The sequence below is a fragment of the Arthrobacter sp. zg-Y40 genome, assembly GCF_020731535.1.
In the GTDB taxonomy this organism is placed as follows: Bacteria; Actinomycetota; Actinomycetes; order Actinomycetales; family Micrococcaceae; genus Arthrobacter_B.
Window position 1 is genome coordinate 287,759 of the sequence record NZ_JAJFZS010000001.1, and the last position, 22,238, is coordinate 309,996.

At 67.1% G+C, this 22,238-nt stretch carries 23 protein-coding genes; 11 read left to right on the plus strand and 12 right to left on the minus strand.

The window, feature by feature from the left end:
* Positions 1-69 precede the first annotated feature (69 nt).
* Both LJ754_RS01270 and LJ754_RS01275 read left to right on the plus strand, forming a co-directional pair.
* Positions 70-1,803 (plus strand): DEAD/DEAH box helicase, encoded by a 1,734-nt coding sequence (locus LJ754_RS01270; RefSeq protein WP_227925016.1) that lies wholly within the window; start codon positions 70-72, stop codon positions 1,801-1,803.
* An 18-nt stretch (positions 1,804-1,821) separates the two neighbouring features.
* The gene (locus LJ754_RS01275; protein ID WP_227913625.1) at positions 1,822-2,718 is read left to right on the plus strand and encodes a DNA-methyltransferase; all 897 of its coding nucleotides are present in this window, start codon (positions 1,822-1,824) and stop codon (positions 2,716-2,718) included.
* 17 nt (positions 2,719-2,735) lie between these two features.
* Here the strand turns inward: LJ754_RS01275 and LJ754_RS01280 are convergent, their stop codons facing one another.
* Positions 2,736-3,593: a PHP domain-containing protein gene (locus LJ754_RS01280; RefSeq protein ID WP_227913624.1), complete on the minus strand. Its 858-nt coding sequence runs from the start codon at positions 3,591-3,593 to the stop codon at positions 2,736-2,738.
* A gap of 138 nt (positions 3,594-3,731) precedes the next feature.
* On the opposite strand from LJ754_RS01280, the gene LJ754_RS01285 reads away from it, so the two are divergent.
* Complete coding sequence (locus LJ754_RS01285; RefSeq protein WP_227925413.1) at positions 3,732-5,300, plus strand: aminopeptidase P family protein; 1,569 nt, start codon at positions 3,732-3,734, stop codon at positions 5,298-5,300.
* A 76-nt stretch (positions 5,301-5,376) separates the two neighbouring features.
* Here the strand turns inward: LJ754_RS01285 and LJ754_RS01290 are convergent, their stop codons facing one another.
* Positions 5,377-6,279 (minus strand): general stress protein, encoded by a 903-nt coding sequence (locus tag LJ754_RS01290; protein WP_227925017.1) that lies wholly within the window; start codon positions 6,277-6,279, stop codon positions 5,377-5,379.
* 118 nt (positions 6,280-6,397) lie between these two features.
* Between LJ754_RS01290 and LJ754_RS01295 the strand changes: the two genes are divergently transcribed.
* From LJ754_RS01295 to LJ754_RS01305, 3 genes are read left to right on the plus strand one after another with little or no spacing between them, the layout of a single operon-like run.
* Entirely contained in the window at positions 6,398-7,684 is a 1,287-nt protein-coding gene (locus LJ754_RS01295) for a magnesium transporter MgtE N-terminal domain-containing protein (protein ID WP_227925018.1), read from the plus strand.
* Complete coding sequence (locus LJ754_RS01300; RefSeq protein ID WP_227925019.1) at positions 7,677-8,264, plus strand: DUF1003 domain-containing protein; 588 nt, start codon at positions 7,677-7,679, stop codon at positions 8,262-8,264. The genes LJ754_RS01295 and LJ754_RS01300 overlap by 8 nt, the downstream gene beginning before the upstream one ends.
* Positions 8,265-8,267: 3 nt before the next feature.
* Entirely contained in the window at positions 8,268-9,452 is a 1,185-nt protein-coding gene (locus tag LJ754_RS01305) for an Mrp/NBP35 family ATP-binding protein (RefSeq protein ID WP_227925020.1), read from the plus strand.
* Positions 9,453-9,470: 18 nt separating this feature from the next.
* Here the strand turns inward: LJ754_RS01305 and LJ754_RS01310 are convergent, their stop codons facing one another.
* Genes LJ754_RS01310 through sigE form a run of 3 tightly spaced genes read right to left on the minus strand, consistent with a single transcriptional unit; the run spans position 9,471 to position 11,564 of the window.
* Positions 9,471-9,926 carry a Sec-independent protein translocase TatB gene (locus LJ754_RS01310; protein WP_227925021.1) on the minus strand — a complete coding sequence of 152 codons (456 nt, stop codon included), beginning with the start codon at positions 9,924-9,926 and terminating at the stop codon, positions 9,471-9,473.
* A 48-nt stretch (positions 9,927-9,974) separates the two neighbouring features.
* Positions 9,975-10,952, minus strand: coding sequence for a zf-HC2 domain-containing protein (locus LJ754_RS01315; RefSeq protein ID WP_227925022.1), 978 nt, complete (start codon positions 10,950-10,952; stop codon positions 9,975-9,977).
* A 3-nt stretch (positions 10,953-10,955) separates the two neighbouring features.
* Positions 10,956-11,564 (minus strand): RNA polymerase sigma factor SigE, encoded by a 609-nt coding sequence (gene sigE / locus LJ754_RS01320; protein WP_227925023.1) that lies wholly within the window; start codon positions 11,562-11,564, stop codon positions 10,956-10,958.
* 278 nt (positions 11,565-11,842) lie between these two features.
* Here sigE and LJ754_RS01325 point away from each other — a divergent pair, with 278 nt between their 5' ends.
* Positions 11,843-12,478, plus strand: a complete 636-nt coding sequence (locus tag LJ754_RS01325; protein ID WP_227913616.1) for an O-methyltransferase — start codon at positions 11,843-11,845, stop codon at positions 12,476-12,478.
* Here LJ754_RS01325 and LJ754_RS01330 read toward each other — a convergent pair.
* From LJ754_RS01330 to LJ754_RS01355, 6 genes are all read right to left on the minus strand, one after another.
* Complete coding sequence (locus LJ754_RS01330) at positions 12,475-14,121, minus strand: leucyl aminopeptidase family protein (RefSeq protein ID WP_227925024.1); 1,647 nt, start codon at positions 14,119-14,121, stop codon at positions 12,475-12,477. The two genes, LJ754_RS01325 and LJ754_RS01330, sit on opposite strands and share 4 nt — an antisense overlap.
* 9 nt (positions 14,122-14,130) lie before the next feature.
* On the minus strand, positions 14,131-14,298 hold the full coding sequence (locus tag LJ754_RS01335) for a DUF3117 domain-containing protein (protein WP_227913614.1): 168 nt from the start codon (positions 14,296-14,298) through the stop codon (positions 14,131-14,133).
* A 147-nt stretch (positions 14,299-14,445) separates the two neighbouring features.
* Entirely contained in the window at positions 14,446-15,723 is a 1,278-nt protein-coding gene (locus LJ754_RS01340; protein ID WP_227925025.1) for a hypothetical protein, read from the minus strand.
* Entirely contained in the window at positions 15,716-16,291 is a 576-nt protein-coding gene (locus LJ754_RS01345; RefSeq protein WP_227925026.1) for a DNA-3-methyladenine glycosylase I, read from the minus strand. The genes LJ754_RS01340 and LJ754_RS01345 overlap by 8 nt, the downstream gene beginning before the upstream one ends.
* Complete coding sequence (locus tag LJ754_RS01350; RefSeq protein ID WP_227925027.1) at positions 16,288-16,665, minus strand: DivIVA domain-containing protein; 378 nt, start codon at positions 16,663-16,665, stop codon at positions 16,288-16,290. Before LJ754_RS01350 ends, LJ754_RS01345 begins: the two co-directional genes overlap by 4 nt.
* Before the next feature lie 31 nt (positions 16,666-16,696).
* A complete protein-coding gene (locus tag LJ754_RS01355) occupies positions 16,697-17,467 on the minus strand; it encodes a TIGR00730 family Rossman fold protein (RefSeq protein ID WP_227913610.1) in 771 nt (256 codons plus the stop codon).
* A gap of 172 nt (positions 17,468-17,639) precedes the next feature.
* Here LJ754_RS01355 and LJ754_RS01360 point away from each other — a divergent pair, with 172 nt between their 5' ends.
* The 4 genes from LJ754_RS01360 to LJ754_RS01375 all read left to right on the plus strand — a co-directional run bounded on the left by LJ754_RS01360 (position 17,640) and on the right by LJ754_RS01375 (position 21,016).
* Complete coding sequence (locus LJ754_RS01360) at positions 17,640-18,395, plus strand: amino acid ABC transporter ATP-binding protein (RefSeq protein WP_227925414.1); 756 nt, start codon at positions 17,640-17,642, stop codon at positions 18,393-18,395.
* 113 nt (positions 18,396-18,508) lie between these two features.
* Complete coding sequence (locus LJ754_RS01365) at positions 18,509-19,360, plus strand: glutamate ABC transporter substrate-binding protein (RefSeq protein ID WP_227925028.1); 852 nt, start codon at positions 18,509-18,511, stop codon at positions 19,358-19,360.
* 100 nt (positions 19,361-19,460) lie between these two features.
* A complete protein-coding gene (locus tag LJ754_RS01370) occupies positions 19,461-20,138 on the plus strand; it encodes an amino acid ABC transporter permease (RefSeq protein ID WP_227913608.1) in 678 nt (225 codons plus the stop codon).
* The gene (locus LJ754_RS01375) at positions 20,135-21,016 is read left to right on the plus strand and encodes an amino acid ABC transporter permease (RefSeq protein ID WP_227913607.1); all 882 of its coding nucleotides are present in this window, start codon (positions 20,135-20,137) and stop codon (positions 21,014-21,016) included. The genes LJ754_RS01370 and LJ754_RS01375 overlap by 4 nt, the downstream gene beginning before the upstream one ends.
* 129 nt (positions 21,017-21,145) lie before the next feature.
* Here LJ754_RS01375 and dapE read toward each other — a convergent pair whose 3' ends face one another.
* Positions 21,146-22,237 (minus strand): succinyl-diaminopimelate desuccinylase, encoded by a 1,092-nt coding sequence (gene dapE, locus LJ754_RS01380; protein WP_227925029.1) that lies wholly within the window; start codon positions 22,235-22,237, stop codon positions 21,146-21,148.
* Between the last annotated feature and the right edge of the window lies 1 nt (position 22,238).

Genomic DNA, 22,238 nt, shown 5'->3' on the forward strand with positions numbered 1-22,238 from the left:
GATGGGCTGTATCTGTCAGCCACTCGTCGAGCCTGGTGCCCCGCGCTGCCTAAACTGAACGGTATTTAATTGAACACTGAACTTTCCCAGGCTGACGATCGTCACCTCACTGCTGATGACAGCACCGAAGAACTGAAGGTTGCCGACACTCTGGCCACCAAGGCCGAGGCGGCGGAAATCCCCGAACTGACCTTCGCCGACTTCGGCGTCCGTTCGGACATTGTGGAGTCCCTCGCGGATGCCGGCATCACCCACCCCTTCCCCATCCAGTCCATGACGCTGCCGGTTGCCCTCGGCGGCCACGACATCATCGGCCAGGCCAAAACCGGTACCGGCAAGACCCTCGGCTTCGGCATCCCGGCGCTGCAGCGCGTGGTGGCCCCCGGAGACGAGGGCTACGCAGACCTCGCCGTTCCCGGCGCCCCGCAGGCCCTGATTGTGGTTCCCACCCGCGAACTCGCGGTCCAGGTGGCCGGAGACCTGACCACTGCGGCCCGCCGCCGCGGCGCCCGCGTGGTCACCATCTACGGCGGCCGCGCCTACGAACCGCAGATCGAGGCCCTGGCAGCCGGCGTCGAAATCGTGGTCGGCACTCCCGGCCGCCTGATCGACCTCTACAACAAGAAGCAGCTCTCCTTGAAGAACGTGCGCATTGTTGTCCTGGACGAGGCCGACGAAATGCTGGACCTCGGCTTCCTGCCGGACGTGGAGACCCTGATGGCCGCCACCCCCGCAGTGCGCCAGACCCTGCTCTTCTCCGCCACCATGCCCGGCGCCGTCGTCTCCATGGCCCGCCGCTACATGACCAAGCCCACCCACATCCGCGCCGCTGATCCGGATGACGAAGGCCTGACGAAGAAGGACATCCGCCAGGTGGTCTACCGGGCCCACAACCTGGACAAGAGCGAAGTGGTGTCCCGCATCCTGCAGGCCCGCGGCCGCGGCCGGACTATCATCTTCACCAAGACCAAGCGCACCGCCGCCAAGCTTTCCGAAGAGCTCGTGGACCGCGGCTTCGCCGTGGCCGCCATGCACGGCGACCTGGGCCAGGGTGCCCGCGAGCAGGCCATGCGCGCCTTCCGCAACGAAAAGGTGGACGTGCTGGTGGCCACCGACGTCGCCGCCCGCGGCATCGACGTCGACGACGTGACCCACGTGATCAACTACCAGTGCCCCGAAGACGAGAAGACCTATCTGCACCGCGTGGGCCGCACCGGCCGCGCCGGCAACAAGGGCACGGCCGTCACGTTCGTGGACTGGGACGATGTCCCGCGCTGGGGCCTGATTAACAAGGCCCTGGGCATGGACCAGGCGGAGCCGGTGGAAACCTACTCTTCCTCGCCGCACCTGTACACGGACCTGGACATTCCCGAAGGCACCAAGGGACGCCTGCCGCGCAACAAGCGCACCCACGCCGGCATCGATGCCGAGAAGATCGAGGACCTGGGCGAAACCGGCAAGTCCGGCGGGCGGGGCAACTCCCGCGAGGGTGGCCGCAGCGGATCCGACCGCAACGGTTCCGGACGCAGCGGTTCCGGTTCCGGCCGCAGCTCTGACCGTGCACGCAGCGGCGGCCAGCGTGAAGGATCCCAGCGCGAAGGATCCCGGCGCGGCGAGTCCCGCTCCGGCGAGTCACGCAGCACCGAGTCCCGCAGCACCGACCGCGCCGCCGAGACGCGCACGGCCGAAGCACGCACAGCAGCACCGGCTGCCGAAGGCACCGCCGCGGACCGTCCGCGCCGCAGCCGGACGCGCCGCCGCAACGGCGAGGTAGTCGGCAACTCCAGCCCGGCCGCTGAATAGCCGAGCCGCAGCACGGCTATGAGCATCCCTTTGTGGACCCCGGACGGCGGGTCGCTGGTGGTTCACGCGGATAACGCGGAATTCCTGCCGACCCTGCCGGACGGCTCCTTCACGATGATTTACGTGGACCCGCCCTTCAACACGGGGCGGGCCCAGCGCCGGCAGCAGACCACCATGGTCCGCAGCATTGACGGCAGCGGGGACCGGGTCGGGTTCAAGGGCCGCAGCTACAGCACGGTCAAAGGGCTGCTTTCCAGCTACGACGACGCCTTCGAGGACTATTGGGCGTTCCTGGAGCCCCGGCTGGCGCAGGCGTGGCGGCTGCTGGCCGACGACGGCACGCTCTACGTGCACCTGGACTACCGCGAAGTGCATTACGCGAAGGTCATGCTGGACGCCTTGTTTGGCCGGGACTGCTTCCTCAACGAAATCATCTGGGCCTACGACTACGGCGGACGGGCGAAGAACCGCTGGCCGGCGAAGCACGACAACATCCTGGTCTACGTCAAGAACCCGGATAAGTACCATTTCGACAATGCCGAAGTGGACCGGGAACCGTACATGGCCCCGGGGCTGGTGACACCGGAAAAGGTGGCACTGGGCAAACTGCCCACCGACGTCTGGTGGCACACCATTGTGTCCCCCACCGGCCGGGAAAAAACCGGCTATCCCACGCAGAAACCGGAGGGCCTGCTGCGCCGCGCAGTAGCGGCCAGCAGCCGCGAAGGCGACTGGGTGCTGGACTTCTTTGCGGGGTCGGGCACCCTGGGCGCGGTGGCGGCCAAGCTGGGCCGCAGGTTCGTCTGCGTGGATGCCAACCCGCAGGCCATCGAGGTCATGGCCCGGCGCCTGGGCACCGCGGCCACGGTGGTTTCCGCCGAAACGGGCGAACCGCTGCCGGCCGCAGGGAACTAGCGCTTCCGCCGGGGCCGTCAGCCGGGCAGATCCCCGACCAGGGCGCTGCCGGTTCCGAGTCCGGCGATCTGTGCCAGGACCGCGGGGTCGGTGGTGTTTTCCGCCAGCCGGTTCGGTTTGCCCGTGCCGTGGTAATCGCTGGATCCGGTGACGAGCAGGTTGTGGTCCTTCGCCAGCCGGCGCAGCCAGTCCCGCCCGGCCTCCGGATTGTCCCGGTGGTTGACCTCCACCCCCAGCAGGCCGGCGTCGATCATCTCGTGGAACGTTCCCTCCCCCACCACCCGGCCGCGGGAAGAAGCCACGGGATGCGCGAACACCGGCACACCGCCGGCCTGCCGCACCAGTTCCACGGCGCGCGCTGGATCCGGGGCGTAGTGCGCCACGAAGTACGGGGACCGGGCAGTCAGGATGCCGCTGAACGCCGCCGAGCGGTTGGGCACCACCCCGGCTGCCACCAGGGCGTCAGCAATGTGCGGACGCCCGATGGTCGCTCCCGGCGCCACCTGCTCCTGCACCGCATCCCAGTCGATGGGGAAATCCTCCGCCAGGCGCTTCACCATCAATTCGGCCCGGGACACCCGGGCCGCCCGTGAGCGGGCAATTTCCTCCAGCAGGCCGGGGTGGGCCGGATCATGCAGGTAGGACAGCACATGGACGCTGATTCCCTCGCTGCTGCGGCAGGACACCTCCATACCCGGCACCATGGTGATCCCCAGCTTCCGCGCCGCCGCCGCCGCAGGCTCCCAGCCCGCTGTCGTGTCATGGTCAGTCAGCGCAATGGCGTCCAGTCCCTCCCGCGCGGCCGCCGCCAGTACATCGGCCGGAGGTTCGGTGCCGTCGGACACGCTGGAGTGGGTGTGCAGGTCGATTCTCACGCTTACAATCTACGCCCTGCGCGCCTGGCTTCCGTCCGCGCGGACGAGGCACGTACGTGCGGGGTGTTTTGCCGCCCCGCGGGGCGGTGAGACCATGGAAGGGTGACTACAGACGCTAACGCCTTCCCCGAGAAGACAATGACAGAGAACACCCTGCCCGAGCCCTCCGAAGGCCAGCCGCTGGAGGACCGGGTCAACAACCGTTCCCAGCGGCCCTCCTCGGAGGCCTTCAAGAAGTTCATGTCCTCCGGCTGGGCCCCCGAATCCGGCGCCCTTCCCGAGCGCGACGCCGTCGCCGGGTTCGCAGCCCGCCGCCGCCGTGCGCTGTCCGAACGTTTCCCGGGCGAACGCCTGGTGATTCCGGCCGGCCCGCTGAAGGTCCGCTCCAATGACACGGACTACCGTTTCCGCGCGCACTCCGGCTTCGCGCACATGACCGGCCTGGGGCTGGACCGCGAGCCCGACGCCGTCCTGGTGATGGAACCGGTGGAAACCGGCACGGGCGACGACGGCGGCAACCACACTGCCGTCCTGTACTTCCGTCCGCTGGCCGGCACTGACAGTGACGAGTTCTACTCGAACGCCCGCTACGGTTCCTTCTGGATCGGGGACCGCCTTGGTCTTGAAGCGGTCAGCACCATGCTGGAGGTGCCCACCCGGCACCTGGACGAGGCTGAAACCGCTATCACCCGCAACGTGGGCGACCCGCAGTTCGGCGGCATCTCCGTCCGCCTGCTGCGCGGCGTGGACGAAATGGTGGACGCGCTGGTGGACACCGTCCGCTACAACACCGCCCTGGACCCGGAGAACGCCGACCTCAGCGCCCTGGACGCCCTGGACGGCGAGCTCACCGAGGCCCTCTCCGAACTGCGCCTGGTCAAGGACGAGTGGGAAATCGAGCAGATGAAGGCCGCCGTGGCGGCCACAGTCAACGGCTTCACCGAAGTGGTCAAGGCACTGCCCCGGGCCATCTCGCATCCGCGCGGGGAACGCGTGGTTGAAGGCGCCTTCTTTGCCCGCGCACGCGAAGAGGGTAACGACCTCGGGTATGACACCATTGCCGCGGCCGGCAACAACGCCACGGTCCTGCACTGGATCCGCAACAACGGCGCCGTGAACGCCGGTGACATGCTGCTGCTCGACGGCGGCGTGGAAGCCGATAGCCTGTACACCGCCGATGTCACCCGCACCCTGCCGGTCAACGGCACGTACAGCGAGGTCCAGCGCAAGGTCTACCAGGCCGTCCTGGACGCCGCCGACGCCGGTTTCGCCGCCGCCAAGCCCGGCGCCAAGTTCCGCGACGTGCACGCTGCCTCCGTAAAGGTACTGGCCGAGCGACTGGATGCCTGGGGGCTGCTGCCCGTGCCGCTGGAGGAAGCACTGTCCCCCGAAGGCCAGCAGCACCGCCGGTGGATGCCGCACGGCGTTAGCCACCACCTGGGCATGGACGTGCACGACTGCGCGCAGGCCCGCGCCGAGCTCTACCTGGACGGCACCATCACCGAGGGCATGGTCTTCACCATTGAACCGGGCCTCTACTTCAAGGACACCGACCTTTCGGTTCCGGAGGAGTACCGCGGCATCGGCGTGCGGATCGAAGACGACATCCTCATCACCGCTGACGGTCCCGTGAACCTCAGTGACGCCCTGCCGCGCAACCCCGACGACGTCGAGGACTGGATGGCCGGCATCTACGCCGCGGAGTAGTTCATCCCGGAATAGTTTCGCCAACAGATAAGGCCCGCATCCGAAAGGATGCGGGCCTTATCTGTTGGCGGTGAGGTTACTGGCGCGGCTGGCCGCTGTCGCCGTTGCCCGGCTGCAGGGCGTGGCTGCCGGCCGGATCCGGAGCCGTTCCGGGGTTCTCCTGCCCGTTTGAACTTTGCCCGTTTGACCCTTGGTCGTTTGAAACCGGCCCGTTCGGGCGGCGAACGCCGTACTGCGGACGGCCGTCCGGAAGGTCGGGGAACTGGCCGCGCCGGGTGCTTCCACTGACCGGTTCCTGTTCACCCGCAGGCCCTGCCTGCCCCGGCCTGTTCGGATCCGCCGGGGCGGCGTCTGAGGCAGGGCGCCCGTACGGGTTGGTCCAGCCGGAGGGGCGTTCCGGTGCCTGTCCGGTACCGCCTGCCGGCGGCCCGAACGGCGGCACGCCGGGCTGCTGCTGGTTGCGGGGTGCCTGCGGGTGTCCGGCCTGGCCCACCATGGGCAGCTGGTGCAGCAGGCGCCGGGCGTCGTTGGCCGCCTCCGGCGCCACAATCACGTCGTAGCTGGTGGCAATGACCTGGCTGGTGGACGTGAAGTCACGGCGTCCGCGCTGCAGGGCATAGGCCAACACCCCAAAGAGCAGCCAGAAGACGGCGCCCAGGGCCATGGAGGGAATCAGGGAGATGGCGGCGGCGCTGCCGCCGAAGAGCATCAGGGCCAGGCCAACAAACAGGCCGAACCAAGCGCCGGTGGCGGCGCTGGACAGGGCCACGCGCGGATAGCTCAGGCGGCCGGTGACGCGCTCCACGGATTTGAGCTCGTTTCCCACAATTGAAACCAGCTGCACCGGGAACTTGCTGTCCGCCAGGTAGTCAACCGCCTTTTGCGCGTCCAGGTAGGCCGTGTAGCGTCCCACCGTTTCGCCCTTGGGCAAGCTGCGGGCCGCTTCACGCGGAGGTGTGGCACCAAATAGGTTCGACATTGCTCCATTCTCGCGCATTCCGGCGCAGGACGGGGGAGGTATCGCTTGCAGTGAACGGGGCGCCGTCGTCGTACCTCTTAATACGCCGTTAGCTCCGGCTACAAAGTAGCCTTATATGGTGAGCACAAATCCTACCCGCGTCTTTATCGCGCGCCTGCTTGGCCTTGACGTTTTCGACCCCCTCGGAGACAGGCTCGGCCGGCTGCGCGATGCGGTCGTGCTCGACCGGGGTCCCGGCCGCCCGCCGCAGGCCGTGGGCATTGTGGTGGAAGTGCCGGGCAAAAAGCGTGTGTTCGTGCCCCTGACCCGCATTACCTCCATGGACCCCGGACAGATCATCTGCACCGGCCTGGTCAACCTCCGCCGCTTCGAGCAGCGCGGCGCGGAGATGCTGGTGGTCGGCGAGCTCTTCGACCGCCGCGTGGAACTGCGCGACGGCAGCGGAGAAGCCACCATCGAGGACATCGCCATTGAACAGAACCGGGCCGGCGACTGGCACGTTTCCAACCTCTTTGTCCGCCGCGGCGGATCCGAATCGCGCCTGCGGCCCCTGCGCCGCCGCGGCGAGCAGATGATTGTGGACTGGAAGGACATCATCCACTGGGATACCTCCGGTCCGCAGGCTGCCACCTCCTTCGTCGCGCAGAACGATGACCTCAAGGCTGCCGACTTCGCCGACGCCCTGCATGAAATGAGCGGCAAGCGCCGCATCGAGGTCGCGAGCGAGCTCCAGGACGAACGCCTGGCGGACGTCCTGCAGGAACTGCCCGACGACGACCAGGTCCAGATCCTGCAATCCCTGGACGTGGAGCGCGCGGCGGATGTGCTCGAGGAGATGGACCCCGACGACGCCGCGGACCTGCTCAACGAGCTGCCCGAGGAGCAGAAGGAAGAGCTCCTGCAGCTGATGGAGCCCGAGGACGCCCGCGACGTGCGCCGGCTGCTGAACTATGAAGAGGACACAGCAGGCTCGCTGATGACTCCGGTCCCGGTCATCCTGCCGCCGGAGGCAACGGTGGCGGAAGCACTGGCGCACGTGCGCAGGGAGGAACTCACCCCTGCCCTCGCCTCCTCCATCTACGTTTGCCGGCCGCCGCTGGAAACGCCCACCGGCAAGTATCTGGGCGTTGTGCATATCCAGGCACTGCTGCGGTCGGCACCGCCGGAGGCCCTGGGCAACATCCTGGACACGGACCTGGAACCGGTCCGGGACTACGCGAGCATCAGCGAGGTTTCGCGCATGCTGGCCACTTACAACTTGAACTCTCTGCCGGTCATCAATGACACCGGGCGCCTGGTCGGGGCGGTGACGGTGGACGACGTGCTCGACCACCTGCTGCCGGACGACTGGCGTATTTCCGATGAGACCGGCCCGATAACGCAGCAGGGAAGGACAAATGGCTGAAAAGATCAAGTCGACAACCCGCGGCCTCGACACTCCCCGCACTGCACGCACCCGGTGGCTGCCGCGGCTGTCCCCGAACCCCGACGCGTTCGGCCATGCCACGGAGAACTTCGCCCGGTTTATGGGTACCCCGCAGTTCCTGGTCTACATGACGGTCTTTTGCCTGGTGTGGCTGGCCTGGAACACCTGGGGTCCGGAAGCTGCCCGCTTCGACAGCGCCGCGCTGGGCTTTACCGTGCTGACCCTGATGCTGTCCCTGCAGGCCTCCTACGCCGCACCGCTGCTGCTGCTGGCGCAGAACCGGCAGGATGACCGCGACCGTGTTTCGGTGCGCCAGGACCGGGAACGCGCCGAGCGCAACCTGATGGACACCGAGTACCTCACCCGGGAAATCGCGGAGCTTCGCATTGCACTGCGCGAGGTGGCCACCCGTGACTACGTCCGCTCCGAGATCCGCGGGCTGTTGGAAGAACTGCTGGAGGCCAATGACGACGACGGCGGAACCAACCGCCGCCGGCGCCGGCCCCCGGAGACGGCCGATGCCATGCCCAAACTGAATCCCGGCGGAAGGGAACACTAGCCCGTGCCCGTATCCGAACCGGCTTCCACCCTGGAAGCGCAGGTGCTCCGTGCCCTGGATACCGTCCAGGACCCGGAACTGCGCCGGCCCATCACCGAACTAGGCATGCTCAAGGGCGTCACAGTGGACCCGTCGGGCGCGGTCCGCGTCGAAGTGCTGTTGACCATCGCCGGCTGCCCGCTGCGCGGCACGATCACCACCGACGTCGAAAATGCGCTGGCGGCCGTGCCCGGTGTCAGCAGCGTGGCCGTCGGCCTGGACGTGATGACCCCTGAGCAGCGCGATGCGCTGAAGGATCGGCTGCGCGGAGGGGATCCGGTGCGGACCATTCCGTTCAACCGTCCCGGTTCGCTGACCCGCGTCTACGCCGTGGCCAGCGGCAAGGGCGGTGTCGGGAAGTCCAGCGTCACCGTGAACCTTGCCGCAGCCATGGCAGCCGCCGGACTGCGGGTGGGGATTGTCGACGCCGACGTGCACGGCTTCTCCGTGCCCGGCCTGCTGGGCATTACCCGTCCGCCCACCCGCGTGGATGAAATGATCCTGCCCCCGGTGGCCTACGGCATCAAGACCATTTCCATCGGTATGTTCGTCGAAGGCAACCAGCCCGTGGCCTGGCGCGGGCCCATGCTGCACCGGGCGCTGGAGCAGTTCCTTACCGACGTGTACTTCGGTGACCTGGACGTGCTTTTCCTCGATCTTCCGCCGGGCACCGGCGACATTGCAATCTCCGTTGGCCAGCTGCTCCCGGGCTCTGAGATCCTGCTGGTGACCACACCGCAGAGCGCCGCCGCCGACGTAGCCGAGCGTGCCGGCAGTGTGGCGAAGCAGACCGGGCAGAAGGTTGCCGGAGTGATTGAAAATATGTCCTGGCTGGCCCTGCCGGGCGGGGAACGCCTTGAGGTCTTCGGCTCCGGTGGGGGCGCCGCCGTCTCCGGACGGCTCACAGGCACCCTCGGCTACCCGGTACCGCTGCTGGGAAGCATCCCGCTCGACGTCGCCCTGCGGGAAGGCGGCGACGGCGGACGCCCGGTGGCCCTGGACGGGCTGGAAAGCCTGGCCTGCGATGACGCAGCGTCGGGCGGAACTGCTGCCGGCACCGCTGCGGCGGAACTGCGCCGGATTGCGCGGAACCTGGCGCACCGGCCGCGCGGACTGGCCGGACGGAACCTCGGGGTCAGCCCCGCGTAGGGGCGATCGCCGCAGGACTCAGGTTGCCTCGATGTCGAAGGGCGCCGGTTCTCCCGGCGCCAGGCGTTCGAGGGGTTTGACGGCCGGCGGGCGGGCAGCCGCCGGAACGGGTGCGGCACCGGACGCAGAGGCCGGTGTCGGCGGCTGCGGTGCGGGGGCAGGCGCAGAACCCGCCCGGGCCGCCGGAGGCCGGCCCTTCGCGGCCTGCGCGGCGTCTTCGAAGTCATCCAGCAGCGCTTCCTTGATGATGCGCCGCGGGTCGTATTGCCGGGGATCCAGCTTCCGCCAGTCCACCTCGTCTATTTCCGGGCCAACCTCTTCGCGCAGCTGCTCGCGGGCACCGCTGGCCATCCGCCGGACTTCCCGGACCAGCCTGGCCAGCTGGGAGGCATATTCGGGCAGGCGTTCGGGGCCCAGTATCACTACGGCGAGTATCGCCAGGATAATGAACTCGTAACCGTTGATTCCTACCACTCTTGAAGACTACCTTTTCCCGGGATCAGCAAGCCACTTTCGGGCATCCTAGATGCTCCAGCCCGCGCGGGCGAACACGGCAAGCCCGCGGGCAATGCGTTCCATCGGTTCCGCGCCTGCACCGGGCCGGGCCAGCCGGGAGGACTCCAGCAGGGACAGTTCTTCCACTGCCCGGGGCAGTGACTTCACCGGCATGGTGGATTCGAAGGTATAGGTAACGCTCCCGGCGGCGACGACGGTCTGCCCGGGGTGCTCGTCGGAGCTGAACACCGCGGGGCCTTTGTCCGATCCAAGCGCCGTGAAACCGTCGGCGGCCACGGAATGGCCGGTAAAGGCGTTGACGACCGGCTGCCGGTCCTCCCCCGGCAGCGGGTGCTGCTCCACCAGCCGAATCCGCTCACCGGCGCCCGCGAAGACCATTTCGACGGCGGGGTGGCCCTGCACCTGCAGCGAACGCGCCGCTTCAAGTTCCAGCCCCAGGTCCGCCAGTTCAGGGCAGGACCATCCGTGGCCCCGCAGCGACTGCAGCTGGTCCGGGCTGAGGGCAGCGGATCCGGAACCGGTCACTTCCTCCCAACCGGCCGCCATGGCCGTGCGCGTGCCCGTCTCCGGCGGAACTTCCAGCACAGTGCCAGCCGCGTAGGCCCCGCCCAAAAGCATTGCCGCTGCTGCAGCAACGGCCACACCCGCAGCAACAGCATGGCTGCGGCGGTCCAGCGGCGCCCCTTGCCGTTGGCTTCCGGTGACGGCGCCGCCCGCGGTATTGGATCCGTTCCCGGGTTCCCCACCGGCCTCCTGGTCCGCGCGTTCGGCGGTGGCTGCCGCAGTACCGGCTATCCGGGCAGCAAGGTCCGGCCCCGCGGCGGGAACACGCAGGGCCCGCAGCCGGCTGCGCAGCCGGCGCTCTTCGGCTACTGCCGCGCGGCAGGACGCACAGCGGGCGAGATGGGCTTCCACGGCATGCTGCCGCTCCGGCGTCATTTCGGCATCAACGTAGTCCCGCAGATACCTGGTGGGGTGTCGCACGGGTCAGTTAACTCCCGCAACGCGAGGCAGTTTCAGCCGTGGCCGGGACAGCGGACGCTGCCGCGGGTCCCGGTGTGAAAGCTTCTCCTTGAGCATGGCCCGTCCGCGGTGGATCCGGGAACGCACCGTGCCGAGCTTGACGTCCAGCACCTGCGCCACCTCGTCATAGGAGAGCCCTTCGAGGTCGCACAGCACTACGGCCGCCCGGAAGTCCGGCGGCAGTTCCTCGAGGGCGCGGGCAATGTCCACATCCAGGTTGTTGAATTCGAAGCTGCGCTCTGGGCCGGGACCGTTGCTGGGCAGCCGGCTCTGGGTTTCCTCGGTCATCCCGTCAAAGCGGATACGGCTGCGGCGCCGGGCCTGGTCCAGGAAAAGGTTGGTGGTGATGCGGTGCAGCCAGCCGTCCAGCGTGCCCGGCTGGAAGTTTGCCAGGGAACGGAAAACGCGGACGAAGACTTCCTGCGTCAGATCCTCGGCATCATGCTTGTTGCCGGTCAGCCGGTAGGCCAGCCGGTATACCTTGGCGGAGTGTGCCTCCACCACTTCCTCCCATGAGGGGCGCACCCAGTCCGCAGCCATGTCTGCGGCTGCCGCATCCGGCGTCGTTGCCATAGTCTTCCTCCTTCCTTCCAGCCTGCTCGGACCTGCTCGTTACTGTGCACGGTCACTGTGCATCGTGACTGTGCATTTTGCTGTGTCTATCGTGCTTGGCCCCAAATACCACGCGGAGCACCGATTAACAATGTTTACGCACCAATCTGGGAGTTGGCTGTTAGCACGCATGAACTTCCCGCACAAGACGCTCCGGCAGCGTGTACGGGGTTCGGCTGCGCTTGGCCTTAAGCTTGTGGAAGCAGCACCCCCTCCGCACCAGCACCGAAAGTGAAAACATGCGCGCCGACAAGCAGACCAGTTGGTCCTACACGGAGGCCCTGCCTACCGAGGATGAGGTCCTGCTCCGCGCGCGTGAACGGTCCTATGAGCTCGGCGTCAGCGCGGTGTCCAGTGGCGTGGGAGCCGCGCTGACCGTATTGGCCGCCGCAAGCAAGGCGGCCACCGTAGTGGAAGTAGGTACAGGCGCCGGGGTGTCCGGGGTGTGCCTGCTGCGCGGCCTGGGCTCAAACGCTGTGCTCACCACCATTGATTCGGACGTGGACCACCTCCGCGCAGCGCGGGAAGCCTACGCCGAAGCGGGGATCCCGGGCAACCGGACCCGGACCATCTCGGGGCGGGCCGCGGAGGTCCTCCCCCGGCTCACGGACGCTGCGTATGACATGGTGTTTATCGACGCCGACAAGCCGTCCTTCCCGCTCTATGTGACCCAGGCTGTGCGCCTGCTCAAGCGCGGCGGGCTGCTGGTGGTCAATGACGCCCTGGACCACGGCAAGGTTGCCGACCCGGCGGTCCGCGAAGCAACCACCAACACCATGCGCAAGGTCGGCAAGGCCATCCGGGAAAACGAGGAGCTTGCCTCGGCGCTGCTGCCCACCGGCGACGGCCTGCTGCTGGCCGTCAAAACCGCCTAGGCGGCGCCGCCGGAACGGTATCCGGCCAGGTACGCCAGCAGCAGGCGGACGCCAAACCCGGTGGCACCCTTGGTCTGCTCCCGGCTGTCCTTCGGGGCACGGGAGGGACCCGCAATGTCAACGTGCGCCCACGGGACTCCGGCGGTGAATTTCTCCAGGAACAGTGCGGCCACAATGGCGCCTGCACCGAACTTGGCCTTCACAGGCGCAATGTGGGACAGATCGGCGACGTCGGAATCCAGGATGCCGGCGTACTCCCGGACCATCGGCAGCTGCCACACGGCGTCGCCGGAAGTCTTACCCGCCGCTTCCAGCGCCGCCACCAGGGCCGGGGCGTTGCCGAACAGTGCGGCGTGGTTCAGGCCCAGCCCCAGGGCAGCCGCACCGGTGAGCGTGGCGACGTCGACCAGCACGTCGGGGGCCAGCTCGGCCGCTGCATAGGCAAGGGCATCTGCGAGCACCATCCGGCCCTCGGCGTCGGTGTTGCCCACTTCCACGGTGGTGCCGTCATAGGTCCGGACCACATCGGCCGGACGGTAGGCGGCGCCGCCAATGGCATTTTCCGCAAGGGCCAGCACGGCGGTGACCCGGACGGGCAGTTCAAGTGCGGCTGCTGCTTCTGCCACGGCCAGCACGGCGGCAGCACCGGCCATGTCCGTTTTCATGGTCATCATCGCGTCCCGCGGCTTGAGCGATATGCCGCCGGAGTCGAAGGTGATGCCCTTGCCCACCAGGACCACGTGCGGTGCGGCCTTCTCCCCTTTGGGGACGTAGGCAACCTCCACCAGCCGCGGCGGGTGCTCGGATCCGGAGCCCACGGCGAGCAGGCCGCCGAAGCCCTCGGCCCGCAGTTCATCCTCGGTGCGGACCCGGACCTGCAGGCCGCTGCGGACCGCGGCGGCCCTGGCCTGTGCTGCCATCCATTCCGGCGTGGCAGTATCGGCGGGGGTGTTCGTCAGGTCGCGGGCGTGCCACACGGCCCGGGCGGTGGCCAGAGCCCGGGCAGCGGCACCGGCTTCGAGTCCGGTCAGCTCCAGGTGCTCGGCGATCGGGGCCGGCGCCTGGGTAACTCCGGCCCGCGGCGGCCGGTAGCCCCCGAGCAGGAACCCCTCAAGGAAAGCTGCCTGTGCGTCCGGACCGAGCCCGTCCACCACGGAGCTGCGGATCCTTGCGCAGCCCATGGTGGCACGGGCGAGGGCAGCCCCGGCACGCCTCAGCGCTGCCGGGGATTCGTCACCGGTGCCCACAAAAAGCAGTTTGCCGGGCAGGGCTGCTGAATCCCGGGGCGGTTCGATCACGAGGATCTCCCCGGCCCGGCCGGTCACTTTGGCGCTGCGCGCCCGGGCGGCAATGTCGGCGCCGTAGCGGACAGCTGCTTCCACCGCGCCGCGCCGCGGCTCCGGGACCGGATACGCCGCCTCTTCCGCATCGTCCTGTCCTGCCTCCACGGGAGCCGGGGCGATGGCCACGGCCAGCACGTCCACGCGCTCCTCCGCAGCCGGCTGCAGTCCGCTGCCGTTACCGGCCCTGCCTGTGCGTGCGTCCAGTCCGGCCAGGGCAGTGACTCCCGGCAGCGGTGCGGACACAAAGGGCGAAGCCGGAACGGAGCCGGTCTTGGACGAAGGCTTGGGAGGCAACTGCATGGGTTAAGGCTAGCCCGTCACACCCAAGAGGCAGTCCTTCAGCTTGCCCGCCTCTTCTGCGTTGAGCTCGACCACCAGGCGCCCGCCGCCGTCGATCGGCACCCGCAAGATGAGGCTGCGCCCCTCCTTTGTAACCTCCATGGGCCCGTCGCCCGTGCGTGGTTTCATCGCAGCCATTTCAGATTTCCCCTTTCACAGTGCGCCGGTTATCCCGGATCACCTGTAATCCGCTGCCGACGAAAGTAAAATATCCCTTCGGCAATTGCTGTCATTATTCCGTACAAGTACCGGGCAAACGAAATTTCGTGTGTTGCGCGCCACAACTCAGGGTGGATAGTCCCCTCCGCCGGGTAATTCCGTCCACCTCCATAGCCAAACAACCCACACAATCTGCAGGACGGCGAAGGCTGCAGCGACCGCTCCGCGGTAGGCCCTGGAGCGGCTGAGCCAAGCGGTGGAAAGGGCCAGCGGGAACAGGGGCAGCAGCAGTCGGAACGTGCTGGTTTGCGGATTCAGGAATACCAGCAGGTAAAGCACGTAGCTGGCGCACCAAAGCTGAAGTTCCAGTCCCAGGCGGCGCACGGACGCTGACGAAAGGTAAACCGCGGCGGCCAGCACCAGAACCGCCAGCAGCACCGGTCCGAAGACTGAACCAAACAGGTGCTGCGACATGGTCAGCCACGGCTTAAACGGGATCAGGTCTCCGTACCGCCAGGCACTCTCGGTGTCCGTGTACGCCCGCAGGTCCCCGGTAAAGGCCCAGGCGATCGCCGGCCAGGCCAGTGCCGATACTCCGGACACGGCTGTCAGGGCAACCAGCCGCCAGGCCTGCCCGGGTGCCGGTTCCGTGTGCCGGCGGCGCGCCAAGCGCACCACGAACACCAGCCCGACGGCGAGCGCAAAGGGCACCCCCACCGGCCGCGACAGGCACATCAGGACCACCACCGGAATGGCGGTGAGGTAACGGCGGGAAACCAGCAGGTACAGGGCTGCGGCCAGCAACAGCAAATTCAGGGATTCGGCATAGGGAACCTGCAGGATGGGCGACACGGGAAACACGGCCACAAACGCCAGGCCCCACATTGCGGTCCCGTGTTGTGCCCGCAGCCGGAACAGCCGGTAGACCACCAGCGCGGCGGCGAAGCCCGCCAAGGTGGCGGCAACCGGTGCCAGCACGTTCCACCCCAGCCCGGTGAGGGCGTCGAGGCCACGGACCAGCACGGGGAACAACGCGTAGAACGCCCACTCGTTTTCCTGCGCTTTTCCGGTAGGGTCCCGGGGCACAGCAGCGGGGTATCCGTCTTCGTAGATCCTCGAATACCACTGGGCGTCCCAGATGTTGATGAACTCCCCGTACGACGGCGACGCCTCGCCCCAGGGCCCGGCCGGCTGGAAGCGGGCCGCGGCAACCAGCACAGCGGCCGAGAACAGGCGGGCCGCGGCCCACAGGGCCAGGACCTGCGCGTACCAGGGCCACCGGGCCAGGGTGCCGGCCGCCCGACCCGCCAGGCCGGCCAGCTGCCCGGCCGGCGAGGGTGCACTGCCGCCGGGTCCCTCCGTGCGCCGATCAACAGCGCTGTGGTCTCCGGATTCCTCAGCCATTGCGCACCCAGCATCCGGCCAGATGGTCATTGACGTATCCGGTGGCCTGGAGCATTGCATAGGCGGTTGTTGGTCCGACAAACCGGAATCCGCGTTTTTTCAGGTCCTTGGCCAGTGCCGTGGATTCAGGGGTGATGGCCGGGATATCGGCGGCCGTCTGCGGTGCGGGCCGCCCATCCGGGGCACGGTATCCGGCCAGGAGGCCGGAGAGGCTCTCCCCCTCCGGCAGTGCCAGCAGTGCCCGGGCGTTGCCGATCACCGCGTCGATCTTGGCCGCGTTGCGCACAATGCCGGTGTCGGCCATCAGGCGGGCCCGGTCGCCGTCGTCGAACGCCGCCACGCGCACGGGATCAAACCCGGCGAAGGCGGCCCGGAAAGCTTCGCGCTTGCGCAGGATGGTGATCCAGCTCAGTCCGGACTGGAAGGCCTCCAGGCTCAGCCGTTCAAAGAGCGCCGCCTCGCCCACCACCGGGCGGCCCCATTCAGTGTCGTGGTAGTGCGTGTAGTCCTCGCTGGCCAGCGCCCAGCCGCAGCGCGCCAGTCCGTCCGGGCCCGGCACCGCGCTCATTCCCTGTCCCCGTCCGGGGCGGTGCCTGTTTCCCGCGCGCCTGGTTCCCGCGCGCCTGGTTCCCGCGCGCCTGCTTCCAACGCGCTGATCTTCGCATCGCGTGCCGCCAGGGCTTCCGCCAGCCGGTCCAGGACCGCGTCCACCTGGTCCATCCGGTAGCCGCGCAGGGCAACGGAGAACCGGAGCCTGCCCACGTCACCGGCGTCGGGGCGTTCGGGCAGCAGGACCGGCGGCAGGCGGGGATCCGGCTCCGGCAGGCCCTGTACAGCGTCCGCTGCGGCTTCGGCAGGACTGCCGGCCCGCAATCTGCCCGCACCGAGTACGGCCGCCAGGCCCAGGACGGCAATGGCTAGGAAAACCAGGAGGAGTGTCACACGACCATGGTGCCAGATGCCCCCGATGCCCCTAGGGCGCGACGTGCCCGGCGCTGTCGTTGATCATCAGCCGGACCGCTTCGGAGGGATCGTCCACCACGTGCAGGAGCCTGAGGTCAGTCTCGGACACCATGCCCTCCGCGAGCAGGCTGTCCCGGACCCAGTCCAGCAGCGGATTCCAGAAGTCTGAGCCGACCAGCACAATCGGGAAGGACGTGACTTTTTGTGTCTGGACCAGGGTCATCGCCTCAAACAGTTCATCCAACGTGCCAAACCCGCCCGGCAGCACAATAAAGCCCTGCGCGTACTTCACGAACATGGTCTTGCGCACAAAGAAGTACCGGAAGTTGACGCCCAGGTCCACCCACTCGTTCAGGCCGGTTTCAAAGGGCAGTTCGATGCCCAGGCCTACGGACAGCCCGTCCGCTCCCACGGCACCCTTGTTGGCCGCTTCCATCGATCCGGGTCCGCCGCCGGTAATCACGGCCAGCCCGGCTTCAGCGAGCAGCCTGCCCACTTCTTCACCGAGCTTGTAGTACCGCGAGCCGGGCACGCTCCGGGCGGAACCGAAAACGCTGACGGCAGGCCCCAGCTCGGACAGGGTGCCGAATCCCTCCACGAACTCGCTCTGGATCCGCAGCACCCGCCAGGGGTCGGTGTGGGTGAAATGCGTCGCGTCGGCGGAGTCCAGCAGGAAACGGTCCGACTGCGGCGTCAGGGCCGCACCCCGGCGCAGTTCCACCATCCCCCGCTTGCGCGGGCGGTCCGGGGACGTGGAACGGGGGTCTTCGCTGATAGGCATGCCTCTAGGCTAACCGCCATCCCGCTGCTGGCAACGAGCTTGGCCGCATCGGATCCCAAGGTCCGGGTTTGATTGCTCTTACGTCACAATTTCCCGTCGACGTGGCACGTGACACATACTGGCAACAATGTCTGGTTAGATTTTCCTTATGACCAGTGACACATCCCCAGGCATGTCCGCGCCTGAATCCGCTGCACCGCTTGTTTCGCTGAAGAACGTAAACAAGCATTTCGGGGACCTCCACGTCCTGCAGAACATCAATCTCGACATTGCCCGCGGCGAGGTCGTCGTCGTGATCGGCCCCTCGGGATCCGGCAAGTCGACGCTGTGCCGCGCCATCAACCGCCTGGAGACCATCGACGACGGCGAAATCACCGTTGACGGCGCCGTCCTGCCGGCCGAAGGCCGCGCACTGGCGAAGCTCCGCGCCGACGTCGGAATGGTCTTCCAGTCCTTCAACCTGTTCGCCCACAAGTCGATCGTGGACAACGTGGCACTGGGACCGGTGAAGGTCCGCAAATCCAAGCCGGCTGAAGCCAAGAAACTGGCCATGTCCCTGCTCGAACGCGTGGGCGTAGCCAACCAGGCCAACAAACTGCCGGCGCAGCTTTCCGGCGGCCAGCAGCAGCGCGTGGCCATTGCCCGCGCGCTGGCCATGAAACCCAAGGTGATGCTCTTCGACGAGCCCACCTCGGCCCTGGACCCGGAAATGATCAACGAGGTCCTCGACACCATGGTGGAACTGGCCAAGGACGGCATGACCATGGTGGTGGTCACCCATGAGATGGGCTTCGCCCGCAAGGCAGCGGACCGCGTGATCTTCATGGCCGACGGCCAGATCGTCGAAGAAGCCACCCCGGAGGAGTTCTTCACCAATCCCAAGAGCGACCGGGCCAAGGACTTCCTCGGCAAGATCCTCTCGCACTAGAGAGTTCACCGCACCACCGGCAGTACCGCAGTACCGGGGTTTCACCAGTTGGGGGAAATCCTTATGAGGCTAGGTGCCCCGTTCACCGGGACACCGCAATGCAAGGAGAAATCATGCGCAAGACCCGTTACGCGGCGGCAGCCATTGCTGCCGTTGCAGCCCTTACCCTGTCCGCCTGCGGCAGCGATTCCGGTTCCGAGTCCGGGTCCGGCAGCTCCGAATCCGCCGGCGAGAAAATCCGCATCGGTATCAAGTTCGACCAGCCGGGCCTGGGCTTCAAGGACGGCAGCGAGTACACCGGGTTCGACGTGGACGTCGCCAAGTACGTTGCCAACGAACTGGGCTACCCCGAAGACCAGATCGAGTTCATTTCCAGCCCCTCCGCCCAGCGCGAGAACATGCTCGAGAACGACCAGCTGGACATGATCTTCGCGACCTACTCCATCACGGACACCCGCAAGGAAAAGGTGGCCTTCGCCGGTCCGTACTTCGTGGCCGGCCAGGACCTCCTGGTCCCCTCCGACAGTGACATCTCCGGCCCCGAGGACCTGGAAGGCAAGAACCTGTGCTCGGTCACCGGTTCCACCTCCGCGCAGAAGATCAAGGACAACTACGCCGCGGGCGTGAACCTGCTGGAGCAGCCGAGCTACGCCGAGTGCGTGACTGCCATGCAGGGCGGCCAGATCGACGCCGTGACCACTGACGACATCATCCTCGCCGGCCTGGCCTCCACGGACGCCAACAAGGGCAAGTTCAAGGTTGTCGGCAACACGTTCTCCGAGGAGAAGTACGGTGTGGGCCTGCCGAAGGAAGGCGGGATCGTCAAGTGTGAGGACATCAACGCCGCGATCACCAAGATGATGGACGACGGTGCCTGGGAAGAAGCCATCAAGAAGAACACCGAGGGTGCCGACTACACCTTCAACGCAGAGCTGAACCCGCCGAAGATGGACGCCTGCGCCTAACCAGTTCCACAGGTGCTGCGGCACCTTCCGTTCCACCCCGCGGCCGGGAAAGCCACCCGCTTTCCCGGCCCGGGCTTCGTCCACCATAAAGAGGTGAAACATGGAGGGTTTTACTGCCCTCTTCGAGCAGTACGACGTCGTCGGCGCTTTCTGGGTCAACATCCAGCTCACGTTCTGGGCGGCTCTCTGGTCGCTGATACTCGGCACCGTTCTGGCACTGATGCGGATCTCGCCGATCCCCAGCCTGCGGTGGTTCGGTGCCGCCTACGTGAATATCTTCCGGAACACACCGCTGACCATCATCATGGTTTTCGGTTCGCTTGCGCTCTGGTCGCAGCTGAATATCAGCTTGTCCACGGACTTCACCACCAACTTCTTCCGGCTGGCGGTACTCTCGCTGACCATCTATCACGCGGCTTTCTTCTGCGAAGCCATCCGCAGCGGCGTGAACACCGTCCCCATGGGGCAGGCTGAAGCCGCCCGGGCCATCGGTTTGGGCTTCCTGCCTGCGGCACGGATCATCATCATGCCGCAGGCCTTCCGGGGAGCCATTGCCCCCATGGGCAACGTGCTGATCGCCCTGGTCAAGAACACCACCGTGGCCGCCACGGCGGGCGTAGCCGTGGAGACCTCCAGCACCATGAAAACCATGATCGAGTTCTACCCCAACCTCATGACGCAGATCTTCCTGACCTTCGCCATCGGGTACGTCATCATCGTTATCCCCATTGGCCTGCTCACCACCTGGGCCTCGAAGAAACTGGCGGTGGCACGATGAGCACACAGAACGTCCTGTTTGATGCCCCGGGGCCCCGCGCCCGGCGGACCATCATGTTCGCAAACATCCTTGGTGTACTGCTGGTCCTCGGACTGCTGTGGCTGGTGGTTTCGGCGCTGGCGGACAAGGGCCAGTTCGAAGCAGCCAAGTGGACGCCGTTCCTTGAGTGGAGCACTTGGCAGTTCTACCTGCTGCCCGGCCTGCTCTCCACGCTGAAGGCCGCAGCCGTTGCCGTCGTGGCATCCATTGTTTTCGGCCTGCTCTTCGGCATCGGCAGGCTCTCCCCCTTCAAGCCACTGAACTGGGCCTGCAGCATTGTGGTGGAATTCTTCCGGGCCGTGCCAGTGCTGCTGATGATGGTGTTCTTCTACCAGTTCCTCTCCAAGTCCACGTCCGTGGACCCGGCTCAGGTTCCCTTCTGGGCAGTAGTCATTGCGCTGACCCTGTACAACGGTTCGGTGATTGCCGAACTGGTCCGCTCCGGTGTCTTCGGCCTGCCCAAGGGCCAGCGCGAAGCCGGCCTGGCCATCGGCCTCACGCCGGGCCAGTCGCTGCGGAGCATCGAGATTCCGCAGGCGCTGGTTGCGATGCTGCCGGCTCTGTTGAGCCAGTTCGTGGTGATCCTCAAGGATTCCGCACTGGGTACCTTCATCGGCTACACCGAACTGCTCGAAAATGCCCGCCGCCTCGCTTCCGGCGAGGGCAACATCCTGCCGGCCCTGCTGGTCACCGCGGCCATCTTCATCCTCCTGAACTTCCTGCTGACGTTCGCCGCCCAGCGCCTCTCCCGGCGTTTGGGGGCACGTGCCGGCAAGCTCCTCAAGATTGAAGACACCATTGAACCCGAGGGCGTCGAAGCCCCGGCCGGTGCCCGGTAGCCCAGCCCGGTAGCCCAGCCCGGTAGCCCAGCACGCACAAGAAAAAGGGGAGGACAGGCATCGCCTGTCCTCCCCTCGTGTGTTCCCGGACCCTTCTGTGTTCCTCCGGTGTCAGGGCGGCGCTGCCGCTTAGCCCAGCCAGGACCGCAGCGCGGCCAGGCAGTCCCGGATCGCGCCGGCATGCACATGCTCGTTGTCCGTGTGGGCCAACAGTGCATCGCCGGGCCCGAAGTTCACCGCCGGGATGCCCAGTTCACTGAACCGGGCGACGTCGGTCCAGCCGTACTTGGGCTTGGGCTCGGCCCCGACGGCGGCCACAAAGCTGGCGGCGGCGGGCAGGGTCAGTCCCGGTCGGGCGCCGGCGGCGGCGTCGGTGCGGACCAGGTCGAAACCGGCCAGCAGGTCCCGCACGTAGGCTTCGGCCTCATCCACGCTTTTGTCCGGGGCGAAGCGGTAGTTGATCTCCACCGTGGCGGCATCGGGAATAACGTTGCCCGCCGTACCGCCCCAAATCCGTACGGCGTTCAGGGATTCGCGGTAGTCCAGGCCTTCCACGGACACGGTGGCCGGCGAGTGGTCCCGCAGCCGCACCAGGATTTCGGCCGCGCCGTGGATGGCGTTCTCTCCCATCCAGGCTCGCGCCGAATGCGCAGCCCGCCCGGCGGTGGTGGCATGGAACCGCATGGTGCCGTTGCAGCCGCCTTCCACAGTGCCGTTGGTGGGCTCCAATAGGATGGCGAAATCGGCCTTCAGCCAGTCCGCATGGCTGACGGCCAACCGGCCCAGCCCGCTGAGGGAGGCCTCGACTTCTTCATGGTCGTAGAAAACGTAGGTGATGTCCCGGGTGGGTTCGGTGAGTGCAGCAGCCAGCGCCAACTGCACCGCAACCCCGCCCTTCATGTCCGTGGCACCGCGGCCGTACAGGACGTCGCCGTCCCGGGAGGACGGCACGGTTCCCCGTGATCCGGGCACTGTCGGCAGGGGCACGGTATCCAGGTGGCCGGCGAGGATGACCCGCTCTGTCCGGCCAAGGTTGGTCCGGGCCACCACGGAATCCCCGTCCCGTGACACCTCAAGGTGCGGGTAGGCGCGCAATGCCGTTTCGACGGCGTCGGCGAGGGCCTTTTCATTGCCCGAGACGCTCTCGAAATCCATCAGGACTGCCGTCAGCCGGGCTACGTCGTCGGTCAGGTCCAGGGAAGTTGTGTCAGTTTCGGTCACC